Annotated in this window: 19 protein-coding genes and 1 pseudogene; 16 read left to right on the forward strand and 4 right to left on the reverse strand. The window is 55.1% G+C overall.

Translation table 11 applies throughout. The features are described 5' to 3' along the window. Window position 1: 1 nt before the first annotated feature. Both GOW31_RS18600 and GOW31_RS22135 read left to right on the forward strand, forming a co-directional pair. Complete coding sequence (locus tag GOW31_RS18600; protein WP_171172158.1) at window positions 2–1,084, forward strand: hybrid-cluster NAD(P)-dependent oxidoreductase; 1,083 nt, start codon at window positions 2–4, stop codon at window positions 1,082–1,084. A gap of 521 nt (window positions 1,085–1,605) precedes the next feature. Beyond that, a pseudogene (locus GOW31_RS22135) lies at window positions 1,606–1,725 on the forward strand (integrase); the annotation flags it as partial. Window positions 1,726–1,762: 37 nt separating this feature from the next. On the opposite strand, the gene GOW31_RS18605 reads toward GOW31_RS22135, so the two are convergent. Then, entirely contained in the window at window positions 1,763–2,773 is a 1,011-nt protein-coding gene (locus GOW31_RS18605; protein ID WP_152459490.1) for a LacI family DNA-binding transcriptional regulator, read from the reverse strand. A gap of 213 nt (window positions 2,774–2,986) precedes the next feature. On the opposite strand from GOW31_RS18605, the gene GOW31_RS18610 reads away from it, so the two are divergent. The 10 genes from GOW31_RS18610 to GOW31_RS18655 all read left to right on the forward strand — a co-directional run bounded on the left by GOW31_RS18610 (window position 2,987) and on the right by GOW31_RS18655 (window position 13,251). After that, window positions 2,987–4,255, forward strand: coding sequence for an ABC transporter substrate-binding protein (locus tag GOW31_RS18610; protein WP_152459491.1), 1,269 nt, complete (start codon window positions 2,987–2,989; stop codon window positions 4,253–4,255). Between the two features lie 75 nt (window positions 4,256–4,330). Further along, on the forward strand, window positions 4,331–5,176 hold the full coding sequence (locus GOW31_RS18615) for a carbohydrate ABC transporter permease (RefSeq protein WP_152459492.1): 846 nt from the start codon (window positions 4,331–4,333) through the stop codon (window positions 5,174–5,176). Beyond that, entirely contained in the window at window positions 5,173–6,009 is an 837-nt protein-coding gene (locus tag GOW31_RS18620; protein ID WP_171172160.1) for a carbohydrate ABC transporter permease, read from the forward strand. Before GOW31_RS18615 ends, GOW31_RS18620 begins: the two co-directional genes overlap by 4 nt. Window positions 6,010–6,032: 23 nt before the next feature. Continuing rightward, window positions 6,033–7,073: an ABC transporter ATP-binding protein gene (locus GOW31_RS18625; RefSeq protein WP_171116994.1), complete on the forward strand. Its 1,041-nt coding sequence runs from the start codon at window positions 6,033–6,035 to the stop codon at window positions 7,071–7,073. A gap of 12 nt (window positions 7,074–7,085) precedes the next feature. Then, window positions 7,086–8,363: an amylo-alpha-1,6-glucosidase gene (locus GOW31_RS18630; RefSeq protein ID WP_171172162.1), complete on the forward strand. Its 1,278-nt coding sequence runs from the start codon at window positions 7,086–7,088 to the stop codon at window positions 8,361–8,363. Continuing rightward, window positions 8,360–9,046: a D-lyxose/D-mannose family sugar isomerase gene (locus GOW31_RS18635; RefSeq protein WP_171172164.1), complete on the forward strand. Its 687-nt coding sequence runs from the start codon at window positions 8,360–8,362 to the stop codon at window positions 9,044–9,046. Before GOW31_RS18630 ends, GOW31_RS18635 begins: the two co-directional genes overlap by 4 nt. A gap of 280 nt (window positions 9,047–9,326) precedes the next feature. Beyond that, complete coding sequence (locus GOW31_RS18640; protein ID WP_171172167.1) at window positions 9,327–10,745, forward strand: circularly permuted type 2 ATP-grasp protein; 1,419 nt, start codon at window positions 9,327–9,329, stop codon at window positions 10,743–10,745. A 2-nt stretch (window positions 10,746–10,747) separates the two neighbouring features. Further along, complete coding sequence (locus tag GOW31_RS18645) at window positions 10,748–11,689, forward strand: alpha-E domain-containing protein (protein WP_152459498.1); 942 nt, start codon at window positions 10,748–10,750, stop codon at window positions 11,687–11,689. A 3-nt stretch (window positions 11,690–11,692) separates the two neighbouring features. Beyond that, window positions 11,693–12,490, forward strand: a complete 798-nt coding sequence (locus tag GOW31_RS18650; RefSeq protein WP_171172168.1) for a transglutaminase family protein — start codon at window positions 11,693–11,695, stop codon at window positions 12,488–12,490. Between the two features lie 11 nt (window positions 12,491–12,501). Next, the gene (locus GOW31_RS18655) at window positions 12,502–13,251 is read left to right on the forward strand and encodes a proteasome-type protease (RefSeq protein ID WP_171116983.1); all 750 of its coding nucleotides are present in this window, start codon (window positions 12,502–12,504) and stop codon (window positions 13,249–13,251) included. Between the two features lie 133 nt (window positions 13,252–13,384). Here GOW31_RS18655 and GOW31_RS18660 read toward each other — a convergent pair whose 3' ends face one another. Further along, on the reverse strand, window positions 13,385–14,914 hold the full coding sequence (locus tag GOW31_RS18660; protein ID WP_171172171.1) for an amidohydrolase family protein: 1,530 nt from the start codon (window positions 14,912–14,914) through the stop codon (window positions 13,385–13,387). A 219-nt stretch (window positions 14,915–15,133) separates the two neighbouring features. Between GOW31_RS18660 and GOW31_RS18665 the strand changes: the two genes are divergently transcribed. From GOW31_RS18665 to GOW31_RS18675, 3 genes are read left to right on the forward strand one after another with little or no spacing between them, the layout of a single operon-like run. Continuing rightward, window positions 15,134–15,337 carry a helix-turn-helix domain-containing protein gene (locus tag GOW31_RS18665; RefSeq protein WP_171172173.1) on the forward strand — a complete coding sequence of 68 codons (204 nt, stop codon included), beginning with the start codon at window positions 15,134–15,136 and terminating at the stop codon, window positions 15,335–15,337. Beyond that, the gene (locus GOW31_RS18670; protein WP_171172175.1) at window positions 15,337–15,843 is read left to right on the forward strand and encodes a helix-turn-helix domain-containing protein; all 507 of its coding nucleotides are present in this window, start codon (window positions 15,337–15,339) and stop codon (window positions 15,841–15,843) included. Before GOW31_RS18665 ends, GOW31_RS18670 begins: the two co-directional genes overlap by 1 nt. Continuing rightward, on the forward strand, window positions 15,821–16,882 hold the full coding sequence (locus tag GOW31_RS18675) for a site-specific integrase (protein ID WP_171172177.1): 1,062 nt from the start codon (window positions 15,821–15,823) through the stop codon (window positions 16,880–16,882). The genes GOW31_RS18670 and GOW31_RS18675 overlap by 23 nt, the downstream gene beginning before the upstream one ends. On the opposite strand, the gene GOW31_RS18680 is transcribed toward GOW31_RS18675, so the two are convergent. Together GOW31_RS18680 and GOW31_RS18685 are read right to left on the reverse strand one after the other, a co-directional pair. Beyond that, window positions 16,883–18,736: a 7-cyano-7-deazaguanine synthase gene (locus GOW31_RS18680; RefSeq protein WP_254441760.1), complete on the reverse strand. Its 1,854-nt coding sequence runs from the start codon at window positions 18,734–18,736 to the stop codon at window positions 16,883–16,885. Then, window positions 18,711–19,517, reverse strand: coding sequence for a hypothetical protein (locus GOW31_RS18685; protein ID WP_254441761.1), 807 nt, complete (start codon window positions 19,515–19,517; stop codon window positions 18,711–18,713). Before GOW31_RS18685 ends, GOW31_RS18680 begins: the two co-directional genes overlap by 26 nt. A gap of 348 nt (window positions 19,518–19,865) precedes the next feature. Here GOW31_RS18685 and GOW31_RS18690 point away from each other — a divergent pair. Then, window positions 19,866–20,281: integrase arm-type DNA-binding domain-containing protein (locus tag GOW31_RS18690; protein ID WP_171172180.1), on the forward strand; the 416-nt coding region annotated here is incomplete at its 3' end.

The raw sequence follows: 20,281 nt of genomic DNA on the forward strand, positions 1-20,281 counted from the left end.
GATGAAAGACCTGAACACGCTTTCATCAGCCGTCTGGCAGGATGGAGAGATGCTGGAATGTGTCTCGGTCGTGCCCGAGATGCCGAACACTGCCAGCTTTTCGTTCCGTGCCCCCTCGGGGGCGCAGTTCGCCTATCACCCCGGTCAGTTCCTGACGCTCGAGATTCCGGCGCCCGGCCAGCCCGGAGGCGTTGTGCATCGCACCTACACGATCTCATCGTCGCCATCGCGGCCGCGGTCGATCACCATCACCGCCAAAGCGCAACCCGACAGTATCGGCACGCGCTGGATGCTGGACAATCTTCAACCCGGCATGCGGCTCAAGGCCATTGGGCCTGCGGGCCTGTTCACCAACGCATTGAGCGATGCACGCAAGTTCCTGTTTATCTCGGCTGGCTCGGGCATCACTCCGATGATGTCGATGACCACCTGCATGTGGGACGAAGGCCGCGATCTGGACGTTGTCTTCATCAACTGCGCCAAAAGGCCATCCGAGATCATCTTCCGCCAGCGCTTGGAACAGATGGCCAGCCGCACGGATGGTTTGGACCTGAAATTCGTGGTGGAAGAGCCGGACCGCTACCGCCCATGGACGGGATATCAGGGTCAGTTCAACCAATTGATGCTGGGGCTGATGGCGCCGGATTACCTTGAGCGCGAAGTCTATTGCTGCGGTCCTGAGCTCTTCATGCAAGCGGTACGCGACGCGCTGGCCGGTCTTGGTTTTGATATGAACAACTACCATCAGGAAAGCTTCGGCGCGCCGGTGGAAACCGAGGCGGATCAGCCCGAGTTGGATGACGTTGTTCTGGACGACGACAGCAGAGCCGAGATCCTGTTCGCAACCTCGGGCGTGACGGCCAAGGTTGCCGAGACCGACACGGTGCTTGCCGCCGCGCGCTCGGTTGGCCTGAACATTCCGTCAGGCTGTACCTTCGGCGTGTGCGGGACCTGCAAGGTCAAGAAAACCGCTGGCGAGGTCCACATGGTCCACAACGGAGGGATCTCGGAAGACGACATCGACGCGGGGTACATTCTGGCCTGCTGCTCGAACCCGATCGGCAAGGTCAAAGTCGAGGTTTAGGCGCTTCGCATCCCGATCAAAGCCGCAGCGTGGCTGACACCCGCTGCGGTTTTCGGTGCGGTTTTTCTGCCCGTTGCGGAATCCGGGCCGGATTGGGTCGCCGAACGTCCGGCGCTTTCCCGCCATCTCACAGACGCGGCGCAAGCATCTACCTTTGTCTTCGCCAGCCATCACGCTGTTATCGAAAACGCGAGAAGAGAGAGCCCCACAATGCCCGTGGTTGTTCCCTTCGGCCGTTCCTGAGCACCCCTACAAGGGTTTGAAGAGGTTCTGGCGGTCAGTCAAATGACCGCACATCTGGAAAACCAACGAAAACATGATCACAGACACGCGCCTCGCAGACGACCCCTTGCGGCAATCAGCTCAAGCTGACGACTTCATCGTCCGCAGACCGGTTGATCAATCATGGCAGTGGATAATGTGTTCGTTGGCGCGGTGTCGAAGCTTGGGCCCGGAGCCAATACGCTAAGCTTGTCCGAGAGTAGGTGTAAGCGATTGGATGAGTGTCATCATGCCAGAGAACCCATTCACTCAGACGCATAAAAGCGGCGTTGATTCTGTTGATCTATCAGAAAACGGGTACTTTGCGCGCTGTCCAACTGTTGCTTGGCCATAGCAAGACGGACAGTACAGTGCGTTACCCGGAATGGACGCGCAACAGCAGCCAAGACGTTCATTTTATTGGTCAGAGGCTGCCCCTGATGTTCCTCGAATTGTCAGGGTTGCAGAATACTCGAAATGACGAACTGGCATTTCAGGTGTTCGCATGCGGTCCAGAAGGATCTCGGCCAATCGCGTACCCAATTTTTTTGGGTTGATCGCCATTGTTGTGAGGCCAGGCGTCGAGACGGCGGCATCTTCGATGTCGTCGAAGCCTACTACTGAAAAGTCACGCCCGGGTTTCAAATTGGATTGGATCAAGCCAAAGCATGCCCCAAGTGCAACAACATCGCCATTGCAAACAACGCCTGTTACCTCAGGGTGTCGCTGACGAAGTGCGGTGATCGCTTCAACACCAGAGCGTTTGGTTTCTTCGCATGGCCAGATAACCGGATGCACGCCGCCCAATTTCTCCAAGGCACTCAGATAACCGGCGATGCGCTCTTCGCGCACAGACGTTTGTTCGGTTCCGCCTAAGTAGGCGATGTGCCTGTGCCCCAAATCAATCAAGTGTTGTGTGGCCTGCACGAGGGCCTCTTTGTTTAAAACACCAACGTGATCCAGAGACTGAGACACCTTTCGCATGAATGTGACAGCAGGAACACCGTGAGCATCCAAAAGCCCCATGGCGTCCCCGCTGGTGTTGAGTGCCGGAACCCAGATCAGACCACGTCGACCAAATCTGATGCAGGCTTCCAAAAGGCGGTCCTGGCGCTGAAGGTCTCCTTGAGCATCGAGGACCGAAACCATAAAGCCCTCGGCCTCCAGCAGGTTAACAGCGCCGCTAACAACCTCTGCGTTGAACGGGTTTGCCAACTTGTTAAGGATAAAGCCGATTTCGCGATTGTCGCCCGATCGCATTGTGGCCGCAGCGTGATTTGGGACGTATCGAAGCCGCTTAGCCGCGCTCAAAACTTTTTGACGCGTTTTTTCTGAAATTCGACCTGTGTCGCGCAAGACCTGACTAACAGTTGGTACTGACACGCCAGCTTCTTTGGCAACGCTGGAAAGGGTGGGTTTCTTCGCCATGGATGAGTTTTTTATAGGTATAACGTTTTGTCTATTTTGCAGTCGAAATCGAATACTTCAAGTAAAATATGGAAGCATAAACGGGCTATCCGGCTTGACTCATGATAAAACGATATATCATAGTGCCAGCATTCGCCATAGACTGATCCAAGATTGTCGGCGAGGGAGGGAGGTTGCCAGATTTTGGCCAGCCTCAGACAAACGGAGGAAAACATGTCCATTCAATCGAAACTTGCGGGTGCCGTATCAGGTTTGGCTATTCTTGTTGGCGCAGCTGCCGTACAAGCCGAAACTCTGTTCTGGTCGACCCAAGCCCGTCCTGCTGAAGAGGCGCAAGCCATGCGGGCCGAGGTGCTTGGTGGATTTGATGGCGAAGTTGACTACCAGCCAAACGAAGATGGCCCTTGGTTGACCCGGCTCCAAGCCGAGTTGCAGGCGGGCTCGGGTAGTATTGATCTGCTGGGCTCTTTGCACGGCAACTTCTCGGCAATGAACCCCGATGATCTGATGGATCTCAGCGATCTGGGTGTGATGTCGGCGTCGGACACTTTCAACGATCTGGCTAAGCTGGGAACGGACAGCCTGCAATACATGCCGTGGATGCAAGCTAGCTATATCATGGCCGCCAACAAGGAAGCGCTGCAATACCTGCCAGAAGGTGCAGACGTTAACGCGCTGACCTATGACCAGTTGATCGCATGGACAGCCAATGTCGAACAAGCGACTGGTCAGAAGAAATTCGGTTTTCCGGCTGGGCCCAAAGGGCTGAAACACCGTTTTTTCCAAGGCTATCTTTACCCGTCCTACACTAACGGTGTCGTGCGAACGTTTGCTTCGCCCGAGGCTGTGACCGCATGGGAGAAGTTCAAAGAGCTTTGGAGCCATACAAACCCTGCATCAACCAACTTCTCGTTTATGCAGGAACAGCTATTGAACGGAGATGCGTGGATCGTCTTCGATCACACCTCGCGCCTGGCGCAGGCATTCAATGAACGCCCCGATGATTTCGTCGCCTTCCCGGCACCCGCAGGTCCGACCGGCCGTGGCTTCATGCCTGTTCTGGCAGGTGTAGCCATTCCGCGCACCGCGCCGGATGCAGAAGGTGCCAAAGCTCTGGTAACTTATCTGATGCAGCCAGAGACGCAGATCGCAACTCTGAGAGCCACTAACTTCTTCCCTGTCGTTGACGTCGAGTTGCCAGACGATTTGCCGCCTTCGGTAAAAGCTGCCGGTGAAGCCGTTGCCAAGATGAGCGGTTCGGCAGATGCCAATCCTGGATTGTTGCCCGCAGGTCTGGGCAGCATGGGCGGTGATTTCAATCGTGTCTACGTAGATACATTTGAACGCATTGTTCTGGCTGGCCAGCCCATCGAGCAGGTCCTGGATGATCAGAAGAAACAGCTTGAAAAAATCATGACCGAAACCGGCGCGCCCTGCTGGGCACCTGATGCGCCTTCGGAAGGCGCGTGCCCGGTCGAGTAAGACCTTTCCAACGGCCGGGCCGCTGAAATAGCGGCCCGGCTCCCCAGCATTTTCCCAACTTGAAGGAGCGGTCCGATGGAAGCGCGGCTATTGCCATACCTTCTGATCCTCCCGGTGACTCTGTTTCTCTGCCTGTTCTTTCTTTACCCGTTTGCGTTGGTGGCGCAGCAGGCTTTTGGAACCGAGAGCGGTTTCTCACTGGATAACTTTCGCGAGGTTGTGAACTACTGGAAGTTCCCGATTTCAATGAAGAACACTTTTCTTCTGGCAGCGGCTGTGGTGCCGATCCAGTTGGCCCTTTCGCTTCTGATGGCCACAATGGTCACGAAGATGCAAAGGGGACGCGATCTGGTTCTGTACATTTGGACCATCCCGCTGGGCATTTCGGACCTTGCAGCTGGTATCATCTGGTTGGCTATCTTCGAGCAGTCAGGCTTCCTGAATTCGATGATGGTGGGATTGGGTGTCACTGACCAACCTGTGAGTTTGCTGAGCTATCAGACCCCCTGGATTGTATTCCTTGCGATTATGCTGGCCGAGATTTGGCGCGCAACCGCGATTATGCTTGTGATCCTGGTCGCAGGCATCGGCTTGATACCCAAGGAATACTACGAGGCCGCAGACGTGTTCGGAGCCTCGCGCTGGAAGCAATTCACGCGGATCACCCTGCCCCTTTTGCGCCCGTCCCTGCAAACGGCCCTGGTCCTGCGCGTCATCCTTGCCTTTGAGGTTTTTGCCGTGGTCGCAGCCCTTGGGGGCACGATTTTCCCGGTGCTTATGGGCGAGATCTACGCCTATCAGTTTGATCTGCAAAATGGCGGTGCAGCAGCAGCACTCGCGATCATCGTTCTGATTATCTCAATCGTCTTCACTCTGATCATTATGCGCGCCTTGCGCGTCCCGAAAGGAGCCACGATATGACGGCTGCTGCAGACGTAGTTGCCCCCGACGCACGAAAGGCGGGGAAGGGGCTTTACCGGGCCGGGGTTATCCTGCTGTGCGCCTGGGTGATCGTCCCGCTCTACCTATTGTTTGTGAACACGATGTCCTCACCGGATACTGTGAACAGCTTCCCCAAGAGCTTCCTCCCGGAATTTGACATGGGATCCTTGGAATTCTTTGCGGGGTTCCAGGGAATGCTGGCGGCACTGTGGAATTCAGTTGTGGTTGCATTGATGACGATGGTGATGTCCATCGCGATCGGAGCCCCGGCTGGATATGCCCTGTCACGGTTCGACTTCCGGGGGAAGGAACTGTTCCGCCTGTTGATCCTGCTGACACGGGCTTTCCCACTGCCACTTCTGGCGTTGCCTCTGGCGGTTCTCTTTATCCGCACGGGTCTGGATGACACAGCCTTCGGTCTGGCCCTTGTCCACACCACACTGGCAATCCCCTTTGCGGTGCTCATAACCTTTTCGCTATTCTCAGGCATTCCGCTTGAGCTGGAAGAAGCGGCCTGGACATTGGGCTGCACGCGTCTGACCGCCTTTACCAAGGTGATCCTGCCGTTGGTCCTCCCGGGGATCACGGCCTCGGCTATCTTTGCCTTCGTGATCTCGTGGAACGAGGTTTTCGCAGCCGCCGTTCTGACCATCGAAAACCGGACGCTTCCCGCGTTCCTGTTGCAGACCCTGGGCGAAGCACCGCTGCATCTGAAATTTGCAGGCGGGTTCATTCTCGTGGTGCCTGCACTGATTTTCATCTTCGCCGTGCGCAAATATCTCTTTGCCATGTGGGGTATTGCCAACCGCTGAGCGGTGGCTGAAAGGAAACTGTTATGGCTGAAATACAGATCAAAAACATCGCCAAGAACTTTGGGTCCTACCAGGCTCTGCACGACATCAACCTGACCATCTCGGATCAGGAATTCATGGTGCTTTTAGGTGCTTCGGGCTGCGGCAAGTCCACGCTTTTGCGTATCATTGCCGGGCTCGAGACAGCGACCACCGGCGAGGTCTGGATCGGTGGTCGCCGGGTGGATCACCTGTCGCCAAAGGATCGCGGTATCTCGATGGTGTTCCAGAATTACGCGGTGTTCCCGCATCTGACTGTGTTCGAAAATATCGGCTTTGGTCTGCGGATGCAGAAACTGCCCGATGCGGAAGTCAAACGTCGGGTCGAACGCACCGCTGGATTGATGCATATCGAGCAGCTTCTGAAGCGCTATTCGGGCGAGCTGTCGGGTGGTCAGCGCCAACGGGTCGCCGTTGCCCGTGCATTGGCGATGGAACCGGATGTGATCCTGATGGACGAGCCGCTGTCTAACCTTGACGCATTGTTGCGGATGGAGATGCGGGCCGAGCTGAAGGGTGTTCTGGCTGAAAGTAAAACCACAGCAATCTACGTGACCCACGATCAGGTCGAAGCTATGTCCATGGCTGACCGGATCAGCGTCATGCATCAGGGCAAAATAGTTCAGGCCGCCTCGCCTATCGAGGTGTACCGGGATCCCGCGGCCGAGTTTGTGGCCAGCTTTATCGGCAATCCGCCAATGAACTTCCTTCCTGCCGAAGCAGCGGGTTCCGGGCGCTGGAATGTGGCAGGGCAAAACCTTGACGGGCCGGCAAACGGCAAAGAGCTGAAATGGGCGATTCGACCGGAAGATCTGCGCATTGCAGATCAGGGTTTCGGAGCGCGGGCCAAAGTTGTGGAGCCTCTGGGCGCGCATTTGCTGGTGACTTGCGATGTGGACGGACACCAATTCCGCGCTGTGCTGGATAGTGAGCTCGACGTGAAACCAGGTGACGTACTCACCTTGGCGCCGCAAGAGGGTCGCGGACGCTGGTTTGACCCCAAAACAACTCTGGCCGTTGCGTAAAGGAGAACCACGATGAGCCAAGCGCTGATCGATCAGGCCTGCAAAGTAATGGAAGGCAACGACCGTGGCAGTTATACCGTGCCTACCCACGGTCTCTATCCCTTTCAGTGGAACTGGGATAGCGCATTGTCTGCGCTAGGCTTTTCGCATTTTGACATGGACAGGGCTTGGGTCGAGGTCGAGACCCTAATGGCCCATCAGTGGGAAGACGGTATGGTGCCCCATATCGTTTTTCACGAACCCGATGACGGCTATTTCCCCGGTCCTGACGTCTGGCAAACCGGCCAATCTGTACCGACGACCGGTATCACCCAGCCGGCGGTTGCGGGACTTGCCCTGCGCAAACTCTATAATCGGGCCGAAGACAAAGCCGCCACCCGGACGCGGCTTGCTGAACTTCTGCCCAAGGTCCACGCATGGCATCAGTGGTTCTACCGCAACCGCGATCCAGAAAACACCGGGCTGGTGGCAATCATTCACCCGTGGGAATCCGGGCGAGACAACTCGGTGGACTGGGACGAAGGGCTGGATGCTGTACCGACTGAGGGCATAGCACCGTTCACGCGACGCGATACAACACATGCCAATCCCGATCATCGCCCGACAGATGATCAGTACCAAAGGTATATCTGGTTGGTGGAACACTTCCGCGGATTGCGATGGGACAACACAAAACTACATGACGCCTCGCCTTTCCGATTGGTTGACCCGGGGTTCAATGCCATCCTTATTCGGTCTTGTGACGATGTTGCGGAATTAGCGGAGATTTTGGGTATTCCTGCCATGGCCTCTGAAGCGCGCGAAATGGCCACCAAGGGCCGTGAAGCGTTGGAAAGCTTATGGAATGCAAATCTTGGACAATACACGTGTTACAACCGCGCCGCCGGGATTCTGCAAGACACGCCAACGGTCGGCGGGTTACTTGCGGCAATTGCTCAGGTGCCTCCCGAGCGTGCCGAAGCCCTGGTGCGAAGGATCGCCTTGCTGTCCGAGCGATGCGATTATCTGGTGCCAAGCCACGACCCGGGGGATGACGCCTTTGACAGTAAACGCTACTGGCGTGGACCGACATGGCTGGTCGTGAACTATATGATTGCCGAAGGGCTTATCCAATCAGGACAGGAAGCAATGGCACAACGTATCCTTGCTGGCAGCTTGCGCCTCATTGAGAAAAGCGGCTTTGCGGAATACTATGATCCCATCAGCGGTGAACCGTGTGGGGGTGGAGATTTCACTTGGACAGCTGCAATGGTGATTGAAATTCTCAAGATTCAAAAAGTGCCCGCATGAAACGTTCGCGCATCAACGAGATTATGGCGCAAGCAAATGAGCTAATTCGCTCTCACGGTTTCACATTGCCGCCGTTTGCCTATTGGACGCCAGAAGAATTTAAGGCTCGTGAAAGCGATGCCCGTCACGTGATTGACGCGCGTTGCGGTTGGGATATCACTGATTACGGCGACGGTGATTTTGATCGGATGGGCCTGTTTCTTTTCACCCTGCGCAACGGTCTGCAGAGCGACTTGGCGAAAGGTGGCGGCATGTGTTACGCTGAGAAGCTGTTGATTTCACGGCAAGATCAGCTTTCGCCGATGCACACGCATGTTCTGAAGGCAGAAGATATCATCAACCGTGGTGGCGCGACCCTAGTGGTCGAGCTTTTCGGCTCGGATGATGTCGGAGGTTTTGCAGAGGATCGCGGCGGCGTAGTCTGGCTGGATGGTATCCGCCGCGATTACGGCCCGGGCGAGAAACTGCGCCTGGCCCCCGGTGAAAGCGTCACCCTTCGCCCTGGTGATTGGCACGCGTTTTGGGGCGAAGGTGGCGATGTGCTGATCGGCGAGGTCTCGACCGTCAATGACGACGAGACCGACAATGTTTTTCGCGACCCAATTGGCCGATTTGCCGAGGTTCAGGAGGACGTCGCGCCGACATATCTTCTGGTCAGCGACTACTCAAAATGGCTAGGCTGATTGATGAAGCCATTGGAGGAGTTCGTGGCGTCTTGGCGCGAACTTAACGCTCTCTATCCGAGTTTGGGCGGTCATCCTTCACAGAAAATTGGCAATATCTATAGGCTTCATTTGCCCGTTCGCTGCGTTGTGCTTCAACAGCTGGAAACGCGAACAACGCCACGGTTTTAGGATCACCACGATATTCAATTCGCCTGAAAATTAGACGTTACTTACGATGACAGTATCAAATCGAGCCTGAACGACTTGAAAATTCTGATTTGAGCGTGAAACTTAACACATGAGTGAGTATTTTGATGAAATGTTCAACGGCGATGGATCACTCAGAGGTCCATATGAAGAGATCGGCCGCTGGTTCAATGCTGAAGACGTATCACGGCTGAGGGCGAAACAGCGTGAAGCCGAAGAAGTTTTTAGGCTGACGGGCATCACCTTTAATGTTTACGGCAAAGCAGAGGCAGAAGAACGACTGATACCGTTTGATATCGTGCCGCGTGTCATTTCGGCACGAGAGTGGCAGCGGCTGGAACGAGGTATCGAACAGCGAGTTCGGGCAATCAACGCGTTTCTTCATGACATATACCACCGTCAGGAAATTGTTCGCGCTGGCCGTGTGCCAGCTGAGATGATCGCCGCAAACGAAGCGTTCCTGCCGCAGATGTTGGGCATCACGCCACCTGGTAAGGTCTATACGCACATAGTCGGTGTTGATTTGGTGCGAACCGGGCCGGACGAGTTTTTTGTGCTGGAAGACAATGCGCGTACACCGTCCGGTGTGAGCTATATGCTCGAGAACCGGGAAACGATGCTCAAAATGTTCCCGGAACTGTTTAGCGCCACAAATGTCCGGAATGTTTCCGATTACCCGCGTAGTTTAAGACGGTCCCTGGCTGCATGCGCACCAGCTTGCGCCGAGGGAGAACCCACTGTCGCCGTGTTGACGCCTGGCATCTACAATTCAGCCTACTACGAGCACGCCTTCTTGGCAGATCAGATGGCCGTGGAATTGGTCGAAGGTCACGACTTGCGGGTTGTAAACGGGCGTGTCTGCATGCGCACCACCAGGGGTTATAAACCTATCGACGTTCTCTATCGCAGAGTGGATGACGACTTTCTGGACCCGTTGAATTTCAACCCCGACAGCGCATTGGGAGTGCCGGGTATTCTGGACGTTTATCGCGCTGGCGGTATCACGATTGCGAACGCCCCGGGAACAGGCATAGCCGATGACAAGGCGATCTATTCATACATGCCTGAAATCGTTGAATTCTACACGGGTGAGAAGCCCCTGCTTCAAAATGTTCCCACGTGGCGTTGCAGCGATCCCGAATCTCTGTCCTACGTACTGGACAATCTGTCCGACCTTGTTGTGAAAGAAGTGCACGGGTCTGGCGGCTACGGGATGTTGATCGGCCCGACCGCCAGCAAGAAAGAGATTTCAGCTTTCCGCGACAAGCTCAAAGCGCGGCCGGCGAACTATATTGCTCAACCGACACTGTCGCTTTCAACCGTTCCGATCTTCGCGCGCTCGGGGCTGGCCCCCAGACATGTCGATCTGCGGCCTTTCGTATTAGTGTCGCCCGAGGGGATCAAGATCACTCCCGGCGGCCTGACCCGCGTGGCACTAAAGAAAGGGTCATTGGTCGTAAACTCGAGCCAGGGCGGTGGAACCAAAGACACCTGGGTTCTGGAGGACTGACCATGCTGGGAAAAACTGCTGGTGGGTTGTTCTGGATGTCCCGCTACCTGGAACGAGCGGAAAACACGGCCAGGCTGCTTGAAACAGGTCAGCGGATGGCGTTGACCCGCACCAAGAATTCGACCGAAGAATGGGGTTCTGTTCTGAAAACAGCCGGCGTTCTGGATGGGTACCACGCCAAATACGATGATGTTTCAAAAGACAACGCGGTGGATTGGATGCTGCGTGATGCGGATAATCCATCCTCGATCAAATCAGTCATCAAGCAGGCAAGAGACAATGCGCGTCTTGTTCGAACCGCACTGACACACGATGTTTGGAGCGCAGTAAACTCTACCTGGATGCAGATTGATGATGTCATGAAGCGCCGCGTGAATGAGCGGGACCTGCCTGCGACGCTGGAGCTTATTCGCCAACAGGCGGCCCTGGTTCGTGGCGCTACATTGGGCACGATGCTACGCAATGACATTTTCGACTTCACCCGCATTGGTACCTTCGTCGAACGAGCCGACAATACCGGGCGCATTCTGGATGTGAAATACTACGTTCTTCTGCCCACAGCTTTCTCAGTTGGCTCATCACTGGACAACATCCAATGGGAAAGCATTCTCCGCTCCGTCGGCGCTGGCGGAGGATATCGAATGACCCACGGTGAGAAAACCCAACCGTCTGATATCGCACAGTTTTTGATCTTGGATCAGCGAATGCCGCGCAGCCTTCACTTTTGCTGCAGAAAAATTCAAGAAAACCTTTCTTACCTAAAGAAAGACTATGGCTTTGCCGGGCCTTCCTGCGAGGCCTCGAATGGCCTCTACGAGAAATACCTGGATCAAAAAATCTCTGATATCTTCGAAATCGGTCTGCATGAGTACATTCAGGATTTTCTGACAGATCTCGGCAGCTTAAGTCGACAGATCGAGGTTGATTACAGGTTCTACGAGTAGCCAATGAAACTGCACATTCGACACGAGACACGATACGATTTCGATGCACCCGTTCCCTTCGGGCTGCAACAGCTGAGAAAGACACCAAAGTCATTCCGCAATCAGAACATTGTAAGTTGGAGCACCCAAATCACTGGCGGGCGCAAAGAACTGACTTTTGAAGACTACCACCGCAACACCGTGGAATTGATCAGTTTCGACGTAAACACCCAAAGCATCTCGTTGATTTCTGAAGGCGTTGTAGAAGTGGAAGACACACATGGCGTCCTCGGGCGTCACGAAGGGTCGACTCCATTATGGTTATTCAAAAGGAGCACCCCGCAGACAACGCCGGGGAAAGGGGTTGCCGAAGTGATAGGCGCGTTGCCCAAAGGCGAACCGCTGGAACAGATGCATGCCCTTTCCGAAAGCATTCGCACTCAGGTCGCGTACGAGATTGGAAGTTCGCACCCGGGCTGGAGCGCAGAAGACGCACTCGAATCCGGGTGCGGCGTGTGTCAGGACCACGCGCATATTTTCATTGCCTGCGCACGACAGATCGGAGTTCCGGCCCGCTATGTATCGGGTTACCTGATGATGAACGAAACGGAACTACAGGACGCGACCCATGCCTGGGCCGAGGTGCACTTGGACGGTCTTGGGTGGGTTGGGTTCGACGTTTCAAACGGGATTTCACCTGACGATCGATACGTACGCGTCGCGACCGGTCTGGACTATTCCCAAGCTGCCCCAGTAATAGGGAACAGAATTGGGGCAGCGGGTGAGCAATTGACAGTGCAGTTGCAGGTCGCACAGCAATAACGGAGAATTTGATGACCTATGCTGTGGGTATGCGGCTGAATCGCGGGTTGGTGTTCATGTCCGACACCCGCACGAATGCAGGCGTCGATAATGTTTCGACCTTCAACAAGATGTTCAATTGGACAGTTGATGGCGATCGGTCGATCACTATCCTAACGGCAGGAAACCTTGCGACTACTCAGGCCACCATAAGCCTTCTGGAAGAGCGGACCAAAGCGCCAGAAGATCGCTCGCCGTCCATACTGGAAGCACCGACAATGTTCCAAGTCGCGCAACTGGTCGCGGCTACGTTGAATGACGTCATACAGGAGCATTCCCAATCCGGTCAGCAAGCCGACAGCGCCTTTCATGCGACACTCATTTTAGGTGGCCAGATCAAAGGCGGCCCGTCTCGCCTGTTTCTGATCTACCCCGAAGGCAACTTTATCGAGGCTGGCGCTGATACTCCGTTCTTTCAGATTGGAGAGACGAAATACGGTCGTCCAATTCTGGTGCGCGCCTATGATCCGGAGATGAGCTTTGCGGAAACTGTGAAACTTCTGCTTGTCAGCTTCGACTCCACGATCAAGGCCAATCTTTCTGTCGGAGCTCCGCTTGACCTTCTTCTTTACGATGAAGACAGTCTTGAAGGCGGCACACGGTCCAGATTCGAACCCGACGATCAGTACTTTCGCACCATTTCCGAGGTGTGGGGCGACGCGTTGAAATCGGCCTTGTCCAAGCTTCCAGAATACAAACCAGAGCGAAAGCCAAGCGATTGAGCGTCCGCTTTAATCCGCAATTCGGACATCGGTTGATTTTCTCCAAATAACCGCTCTGCGGACAAACCGGCCAGTGATTGCATCAGCTTAAGCGGTGTTGAAGCTCCACGGCACGTTGCCAATGAGCGTGTCACTAGAGAATGCTTTTGTGGATCTGTCCGTCTTTCATGATCAGATGAAACCTCTCCCTCGGCTGGGTCATGACCATGATGTCTTCAAGGGGATTGCCGTCGATAAGCAGCAAGTCTGCATAAGCGCCTTCCTCTATCACGCCAAGCGGCCCTTCTGGATAGGGATTGCGAAATGTCGTGAGTTCCAGCACATCTGAGTTAACGCTGGTCGCCTGCTTCAAAAGATCCACATTGGAGTAATAAGGAGCACGGAATTCCCACTCACGCACCATCGTTTCGAACACTTCAGGCGGACCAATGACGTCCGTGCCCCAAAGCACGTTTATCCCGAAGCCGGTCGCTTTTTTAAGAACGTTCTCCACCCCATCATATGCGAGCTGCGCCTTTGCGCGCTGAATGTCATTGGTCCAAGATTTGTTATCCTCCGGTCGCTGGAGGAAAAGATAGGCTTGTGGGCAGATGTATGCGCCTGCCTCGCCCAACCGCTCCATCGTGCTGTCGTTCATGATCGATGCGTGTTCGAAATGGATGATGCCCGCATCGAGCACGTTGTTGATAGCCTCGTCCATGTGGGCATGTGCCGTCACATAGGTCCCGAAGTGCTCGGCCTCTTCCCGGGCCGCAGCCAGCTCCCCAGTGGTATATTGAACCGATTCAAGCGGATCGGCAAAACTGGCGACCCCACCACCTGCCTGAAGCTTGATGAAGGAGACGCCCGCAGCAAGGCTCTCGCGCACGGCCTTGCGCACCTCATCTATGCCATCGGCCAAGGTGCCGTGACCAAGTGTGCTGGCAATCTCTGCCCTCGGCTGTGAATTGTCGGGGAGTCTGCCATAAAAGGGGTTTTTCTGGACTGGGAAGCGATAATCACTATGTCCGGACGTCTGTGATATTGCGGGTCCGGCAGCGTAAATTCGCGGCCCGGGAACAATGCCTTTGTCAATCGCACTCTTAACGCCCAGAACCCAGCCGCCCGTATCCCTGAGCGTCGTGAAGCCAAGATCTAGGTAATGTTCGGCCCGGTTTATCATCCGCGCGGCCATCTCGTCCCAGTACATATTGATAAGTAGCTGCTCAACACCTGCACTGAGCGCCAGATGACCATGTCCTTCGATGAGACCCGGCATCAGAGTCCGACCGCCGCCGTCGATGTTCATCGCCTGGTCTGGGGCGTCGATAGATGCGGCGACCTGAACGATCTTGTTGCCCTCTATCAGCACCTGCACGTCAGCAAGGGCATCATCCTTACCGTTGAAGACGCTGACATTGGTGAAGAGCGTGGACACCGGGGTTTGAGCGCGGACCTGCGCAGGAACCAATGCAAGGGCGCTTGTAGAAGCAATGCCAGAAAGAAAACTGCGTTTAGAAATCATGTCGCTACCCCGCACGGAAGATTTTTTCTCACCGTACGGTACCCATCTGCCCAAAATAGATAAACAGTGCAGATCCGTGTTTTGACAGAGCACCGTGGACCGCTCTGGGCTCGAAGCCGTCTTCCAGGCATTTTTGATTAACGTCAGCTTTCGGGTCATTTGCAGCCGCTGACTCCCTGCGATTTGGGTGGCAAGGTTACGCATTTTGCGGATGGGTCACGCTTTTCTGATTCAAGTCACATAATACCAATGATTTAGCCCTAGCATGTGTCACGCCTTTATTGGCGGCGGCCACAGATTTTAGAGATCCGATCCCTCACTTTGTTCAACAGAAGCGGACCGAACTTCCTCGTGCCGCAGTGAGCAATTGAGGTTGATATGCCCAAGTTGACACAAGATCAGCTGGCGGAGCGGTGGCACATGTCGCCGCGGACGCTGGAGCAGTGGCGCTGGCTCGGAAAGGGCCCCAGGTTTTTGAAGATCGGGGCGCGCGTTTTATACGATGAAGGCGTGATCGAAGCCTTTGAGGAGGCGCAGGTCTGCCAGAATACATGCGGACCGATTTCCGAGGAGGGTGTGTAATGGCAAAGTCCTTCCCCTCACACAAAGTCAAATCGCACCTTGTCTACACGGTCTGGGAGGTGGCGGACGTTTTGGGCTGTCATCGCCAGACCGTCATTCGCTGGATTGGGAACAACGGACTTGCGGCTGATACCAGCAGCAAGCCTTGGTTGATCGAAGGACATGTGCTCAAGGACTTCCTCGGACAAAGACAACGCAAGACGCGGTGCAAGTTGGCGTTGCATCACTGCTACTGCCTCAGCTGCAGAGGTCCGCGCGAACCCGACGGTAAGATCGCTGACTATGTTCAGGAAACAGCTTCCAGCGGCCGCCTAACAGCCCTCTGTCCGACGTGTGGTGCGGTCATGAACAAGATCCTTCGCCGTTCAGATCTGGAAGCCATTCAGGCCAAACTGGAGGTCACACTTCAACAAGCCTCCCCAATATTAGTGTCCTGTACCGAACCCCATTCAAAAGTGACCTTGAAAGAGGAGCCCGAGACCCATGCCAAAACACACCTCGGATAACCTGCGCATCAAGCGCAAACACCTTGTCTGGCTGAAGGACGCAAAGGGGCTTTCGCAATCTTCGATCGACAAAGCCGCAGCATCGATTGCCATCTATGATAAATGGCTCAAAGGTAAGGACTACAGGGCGTTCCATTCAGAAAGGGCGCGCGCGTTCAAACGCCATCTGCAAGGTCTGCGCAATGAACGAACGGGCGCGCCACTGTCGGCAGCTACGATCAACGGAGTGTTGCGCGATGTCATGAAGCTTTTTGACTGGATGGCGGACCAACCGGGGTACAAGTCCAGGATCTCGCGCGCAGACATTGCCTATCTCACGCCGGATCGCAAATCGGAACAGGCCCGTCGAAGCACCCTATTGAAGCCGCATCCGTCCCCTGAACAAGTAAACCACCTGTCGTCCATCATGCATGCAGAAACAGTGATCCAGCGCCGTGACCGCGCCCTGATCGCTTTCCTTTTCTTGACCGGATCACGTGAAGGTGCCGCCATCACCTTGCGGCTGGGTCATGTCGATCAAGCCAATAAATGCGTGCAGTTTGACGGTCGTTCCGTGGATACAAAGTTTGGAAAGTCCTTCACGACCAGTTTCTTTCCCTTCGGTGATGATGTCGAAAGGATTCTGCGAGACTGGATCGCGGAGCTTCGTCAGGACCATCTTTTCTCGGACACGGATCCTCTGTTCCCCAAGACGCGCGTAGCTGTTGGCCCGTCCAGACGATTTGAGGCAGTAGGTATCGCGCGCGAGCCGTGGGCCGGCCCGTCGTCTGCGGCCAGGATCTTCAAGCAAGCTTTCGTTAACGCCGGGCTGCCACCGTTTTCGCCGCACCGCGTGCGAGATACGATCGCAGAGCTGGCAAAACTTCACTGCAGGACACCAGAGGACTATAAAGCCTGGTCGCAGAACATGGGACACGACGACGTGATGACGACGTTCAGCTCCTATGGTTCTGTTTCACCTGGCCGTCAGGTCGAACTGATGGGGCGGTTTCGCCGCCGTGGACCGTTGCCAGACGAGGACGCGGTTATTGATGAATGATCAGCTCCGGTGACGCACCCGAACGACCACGCGCTCGGGAGCAAGCCGGTATCCATGCCAAGGGAGATTTTCAATCAGCTCTTGGGGCTTATCAACTGACAGGCCAGCGGACTCCAATCTCCCTGCAAGCGTTCTCCGAGCAGTCTGAATTCTCCGTCTAACGGCTTCGTCGGACTCAACGCCTAATTTTTCGACGAGTTCGCCAGATTTCACGCAGTGATGGTCCATGGGTTCGAGACCTTCACCAGCAGAACGGAGCCACTCTTCAGCCAAGACCACTAACAGGTCAGCTGTGGCGTTTTTCTTAAGCTCAACATGTTCGCCGATCACAACCAAACGGGAGGCTTTGTCGATTTCTATGGACAGCGGAAGTTGCTGTTTCTCGTTTTTATCAACTGAGGCCGCAGGTACGAACGGCAAGGTCAAGGCGCTCTGCATCGCACCATATAGTCTTGGCAAACTCTGTTCAGGGAACTCACCGGGTGACTTGCTTTCAAGAGTTCTGCGCATCACCGATGTGACCGCCTTTCCATGGCGGTTCAACAAATCTGCGATCATCACCATGGCTGTGTCTGGCGGATTGTCGAGGTGATTGACCGCATCCAACACAACGGGGAAATTTCGGATCAGTGCATCTGGCGTGGCGTTTTCAAACAACACTGCATTGCGCACATAGGACAACGCCATCTCCCGGTCGATGCCGTTCGGTCGGGCGTCCGACATCAAGTGCACGCGATACGCATCTTCAGGGTCAAAACGTTCAAGCCCTATTGAGAGCATCGCAAAACGCCGATCGATACACTGCGAACAGCGACCGCAATGGAAGTATTGATTGGTTTGATTATGCACATCTGCGCAACTGCGCGTCTCGACAATTTGATCTGCCATCCCAAGTTGGGAGATGCGCTCCACTACCTCAGCTTTAGTGCGCGCGAAGTAGGGATTGTCGACGCGCATATCGTTCTCGAAAACAAGCTGCAGAAAACCGGTCAACAGGTTGAGTGCCTTAGGATGGGTCGTTCTCGTCGCTCGCGTTCCAATGACACTGCCAACCGGCGGCAGGTTGAGGCTCACAACGCCGTTTTCATGGAACGACAAGCGGTCCAGTCCGAAGGCCTTTGCAGTGATCGACCCAAGTACCGCGAACAAGAATGAGCGTGTGCGATGCGTTCTTTCCGCAGTCGATCGACCCTTCAACTGGGCGGTCATGGGAATGTGATGGCACTTTTCGGGTCCGTACCGTTTGCTCAACGCTGAGATCAGCCGTTTCTGGACCGGCGCAATTTTCGTGGACGAGGCATGACTGACCAAAGCAACCCGATGCTTCTGTTCCACGATTTCTTCCACAGCGCCCGCAAAGGAATCGAGCCCGCCGGAAAACATCAAGACACGGTGGGGCTTCCATGAACTATTTCGACCGAATTTGAAGAAGCGCGATCGCTCTGCATCCGGTTCGTCTTTGATCGAAAAAGAAAATTCAAAGCGGTCGCCGGATAGAAACATCAACGTTTCTTCCAGAGCCTGTATTACGCTCTCACGTTGCCAGAAATCCAGATCGCGTACCGGCATAGTGGCTACGAACCGTCTGTGCCACTTCTCACCCATCTTCTGATCCGCTAGGCCACCACGGCTGACTGCCGCGTCCGCGCAATAGACAAGCGCGGCAATCTCCAGCAAATCGAGCGCACGATCCTGCAATCCCTCGACCAATTGACGGTTCAATTGTCCAATCCGTAGCGTCATTGCGACTTCGCGGCCAGCAATGTCGAGACGCAGAACTTCATCACCGCCGCTTTTTGTCAGGGGCGGCAACCATCTGACTTCAACTTCAAGCAACGGCGCGACGGCGCCCAAACTCCGAGCGCATCTTTTTGAACGCGTAAGCTGTGAACTTGTCTATTGCATCGCGATCAAGCGCCTGCTTCTGCCAGACGGTTTTGCCATACCAGCCGCCCGCATATTCTTCGACAATTCTAGACACTTCAAATGTGTGCTGGGCGAGGGCTTGTTGAAATGCCACTCGCTGTGCATCGGTTGAAAAGCGTCGATCCTCGCCAGTGTGATTGGCGAGTTCCCGGCTCAGATAGTAGTCTAGAGAGCGGTATGTCAGCCGGGCAAAGAAATCCCGCGCGAGTCTTGCAAAAGCATCGCCCGCGGCGAAACTCGCGAGTGCTTGGCGAATTTCTTGCGGTGTCGGTTCAAACAGGGATGGCAACCGGTCGTGCAGCTGAACGGAAAGGCTTTCCAAGAGCGCGGCCTTCGCCAATTCTCCTGCATCTGAGGAACTTTGGAGATCGAAGCTCCTGCCATCAACGGCACGATCCAAACCGGCCAGCAAGCCGGTCACTGAACCGAGTTCCGACGTCGCAATGCCCAAGTCAGCCAAAGCGTCTTCGAAGCCCGGAGCCCTTGCAAGCAAAGGCAGCCTCACGAGGAGATCACTTACAAACTGAAACCTGGGATCACGACTCGCCCGTGCGAGATCGCTCTCAGATGCATCCGCTGCGGCCTCGGCGATCTCTTCGACTGACGCATCGGTTGCGATCAGATCAACGACCTCGCGCCACTTCCTTGACCGAGGCAAAGTGCCAAGCCTGATGTGTCCCATCAGTTCCTCCCTTGCCTGAAGAGTCATGCAACCATCAGGCGAATGTAAAGGGAAAAATGGCAGCCTTCGCTTACCCTGCGCTTACCCGAAGCGAGAGTTAGGCAGGAGATCGCCTCGTAAGTCTTTGAAAAAAGTGGTGAGCCGTGCAGGATTCGAACCTGCGACCCACTGATTAAAAGTCAGAAGCACCAGTATCCTACGTCACTATCTACACTTGTCCAAAATCGTCTGAGGGTGTCCAGAATATGCTATATTTTACTGGCATTTCCGACGAAATCCTTATTGCCCACCAGGTAAGTGGGTCTACAATAGTCCGTGGTCGTCCAGCAGAATCCAACTAAATTTGTCCCCCATAAGTCCCCCAGAGGCCATTACGTGAAGAAAGAGCTTACCAACGCATTCCTGATGAAGCTCAAACCCCCGGCTGTTGGGCGGGATGAGATATCCGACACGAAACGCTCCGGTCTGCGGTTGAGGGTTTACCCTGCCCGTGCGGTCTGGATGTACGAAAAGCGCGTCAAGGGCGGCGCGAAGCGCAAGCACACTTTTGGCACTTACTGCACATGGTCATCTACCGGAAAGCGGGAGGATGGAGCGATTGGGCTGGGGGAGGCGCGGGCACTGGCCCTAGAAATAGAGGCTGAGGCCGCACGTGGGATTGACCGAGTGCTTGAAGCCCAGCAAGCCCGCAGAGATCAGGAGCGCGCCGCCGCAACGGCCCAAACCCTTCAAGACGTTTTGGACGTATATGACGAACTGCACCTTTCCACCCTTAAACGTCAGGGTGAGAG

The sequence above is a fragment of the Ruegeria sp. HKCCA0370 genome, from assembly GCF_013033705.1.
Classification (GTDB): Bacteria; Pseudomonadota; Alphaproteobacteria; order Rhodobacterales; family Rhodobacteraceae; genus Ruegeria.

Bases quoted from the DNA above. Each gene is read 5' to 3' on its own strand.
- GOW31_RS18660 (WP_171172171.1), bottom strand. From the start codon at position 14,914: ATGACCCGAAAGCTGACGTTAATCAAAAATGCCTGGAAGACGGCTTCG.
- GOW31_RS18670 (WP_171172175.1), top strand. From the start codon at position 15,337: ATGGCAAAGTCCTTCCCCTCACACAAAGTCAAATCGCACCTTGTCTAC.
- GOW31_RS18665 (WP_171172173.1), top strand. From the start codon at position 15,134: ATGCCCAAGTTGACACAAGATCAGCTGGCGGAGCGGTGGCACATGTCG.
- GOW31_RS18640 (WP_171172167.1), top strand. From the start codon at position 9,327: ATGAGTGAGTATTTTGATGAAATGTTCAACGGCGATGGATCACTCAGA.
- GOW31_RS18630 (WP_171172162.1), top strand. From the start codon at position 7,086: ATGAGCCAAGCGCTGATCGATCAGGCCTGCAAAGTAATGGAAGGCAAC.
- GOW31_RS18600 (WP_171172158.1), top strand. From the start codon at position 2: ATGAAAGACCTGAACACGCTTTCATCAGCCGTCTGGCAGGATGGAGAG.
- GOW31_RS18615 (WP_152459492.1), top strand. From the start codon at position 4,331: ATGGAAGCGCGGCTATTGCCATACCTTCTGATCCTCCCGGTGACTCTG.
- GOW31_RS18605 (WP_152459490.1), bottom strand. From the start codon at position 2,773: ATGGCGAAGAAACCCACCCTTTCCAGCGTTGCCAAAGAAGCTGGCGTG.
- GOW31_RS18675 (WP_171172177.1), top strand. From the start codon at position 15,821: ATGCCAAAACACACCTCGGATAACCTGCGCATCAAGCGCAAACACCTT.
- GOW31_RS18635 (WP_171172164.1), top strand. From the start codon at position 8,360: ATGAAACGTTCGCGCATCAACGAGATTATGGCGCAAGCAAATGAGCTA.
- GOW31_RS18620 (WP_171172160.1), top strand. From the start codon at position 5,173: ATGACGGCTGCTGCAGACGTAGTTGCCCCCGACGCACGAAAGGCGGGG.
- GOW31_RS18650 (WP_171172168.1), top strand. From the start codon at position 11,693: ATGAAACTGCACATTCGACACGAGACACGATACGATTTCGATGCACCC.
- GOW31_RS18625 (WP_171116994.1), top strand. From the start codon at position 6,033: ATGGCTGAAATACAGATCAAAAACATCGCCAAGAACTTTGGGTCCTAC.
- GOW31_RS18685 (WP_254441761.1), bottom strand. From the start codon at position 19,517: ATGACTCTTCAGGCAAGGGAGGAACTGATGGGACACATCAGGCTTGGC.
- GOW31_RS18610 (WP_152459491.1), top strand. From the start codon at position 2,987: ATGTCCATTCAATCGAAACTTGCGGGTGCCGTATCAGGTTTGGCTATT.
- GOW31_RS18645 (WP_152459498.1), top strand. From the start codon at position 10,748: ATGCTGGGAAAAACTGCTGGTGGGTTGTTCTGGATGTCCCGCTACCTG.
- GOW31_RS18655 (WP_171116983.1), top strand. From the start codon at position 12,502: ATGACCTATGCTGTGGGTATGCGGCTGAATCGCGGGTTGGTGTTCATG.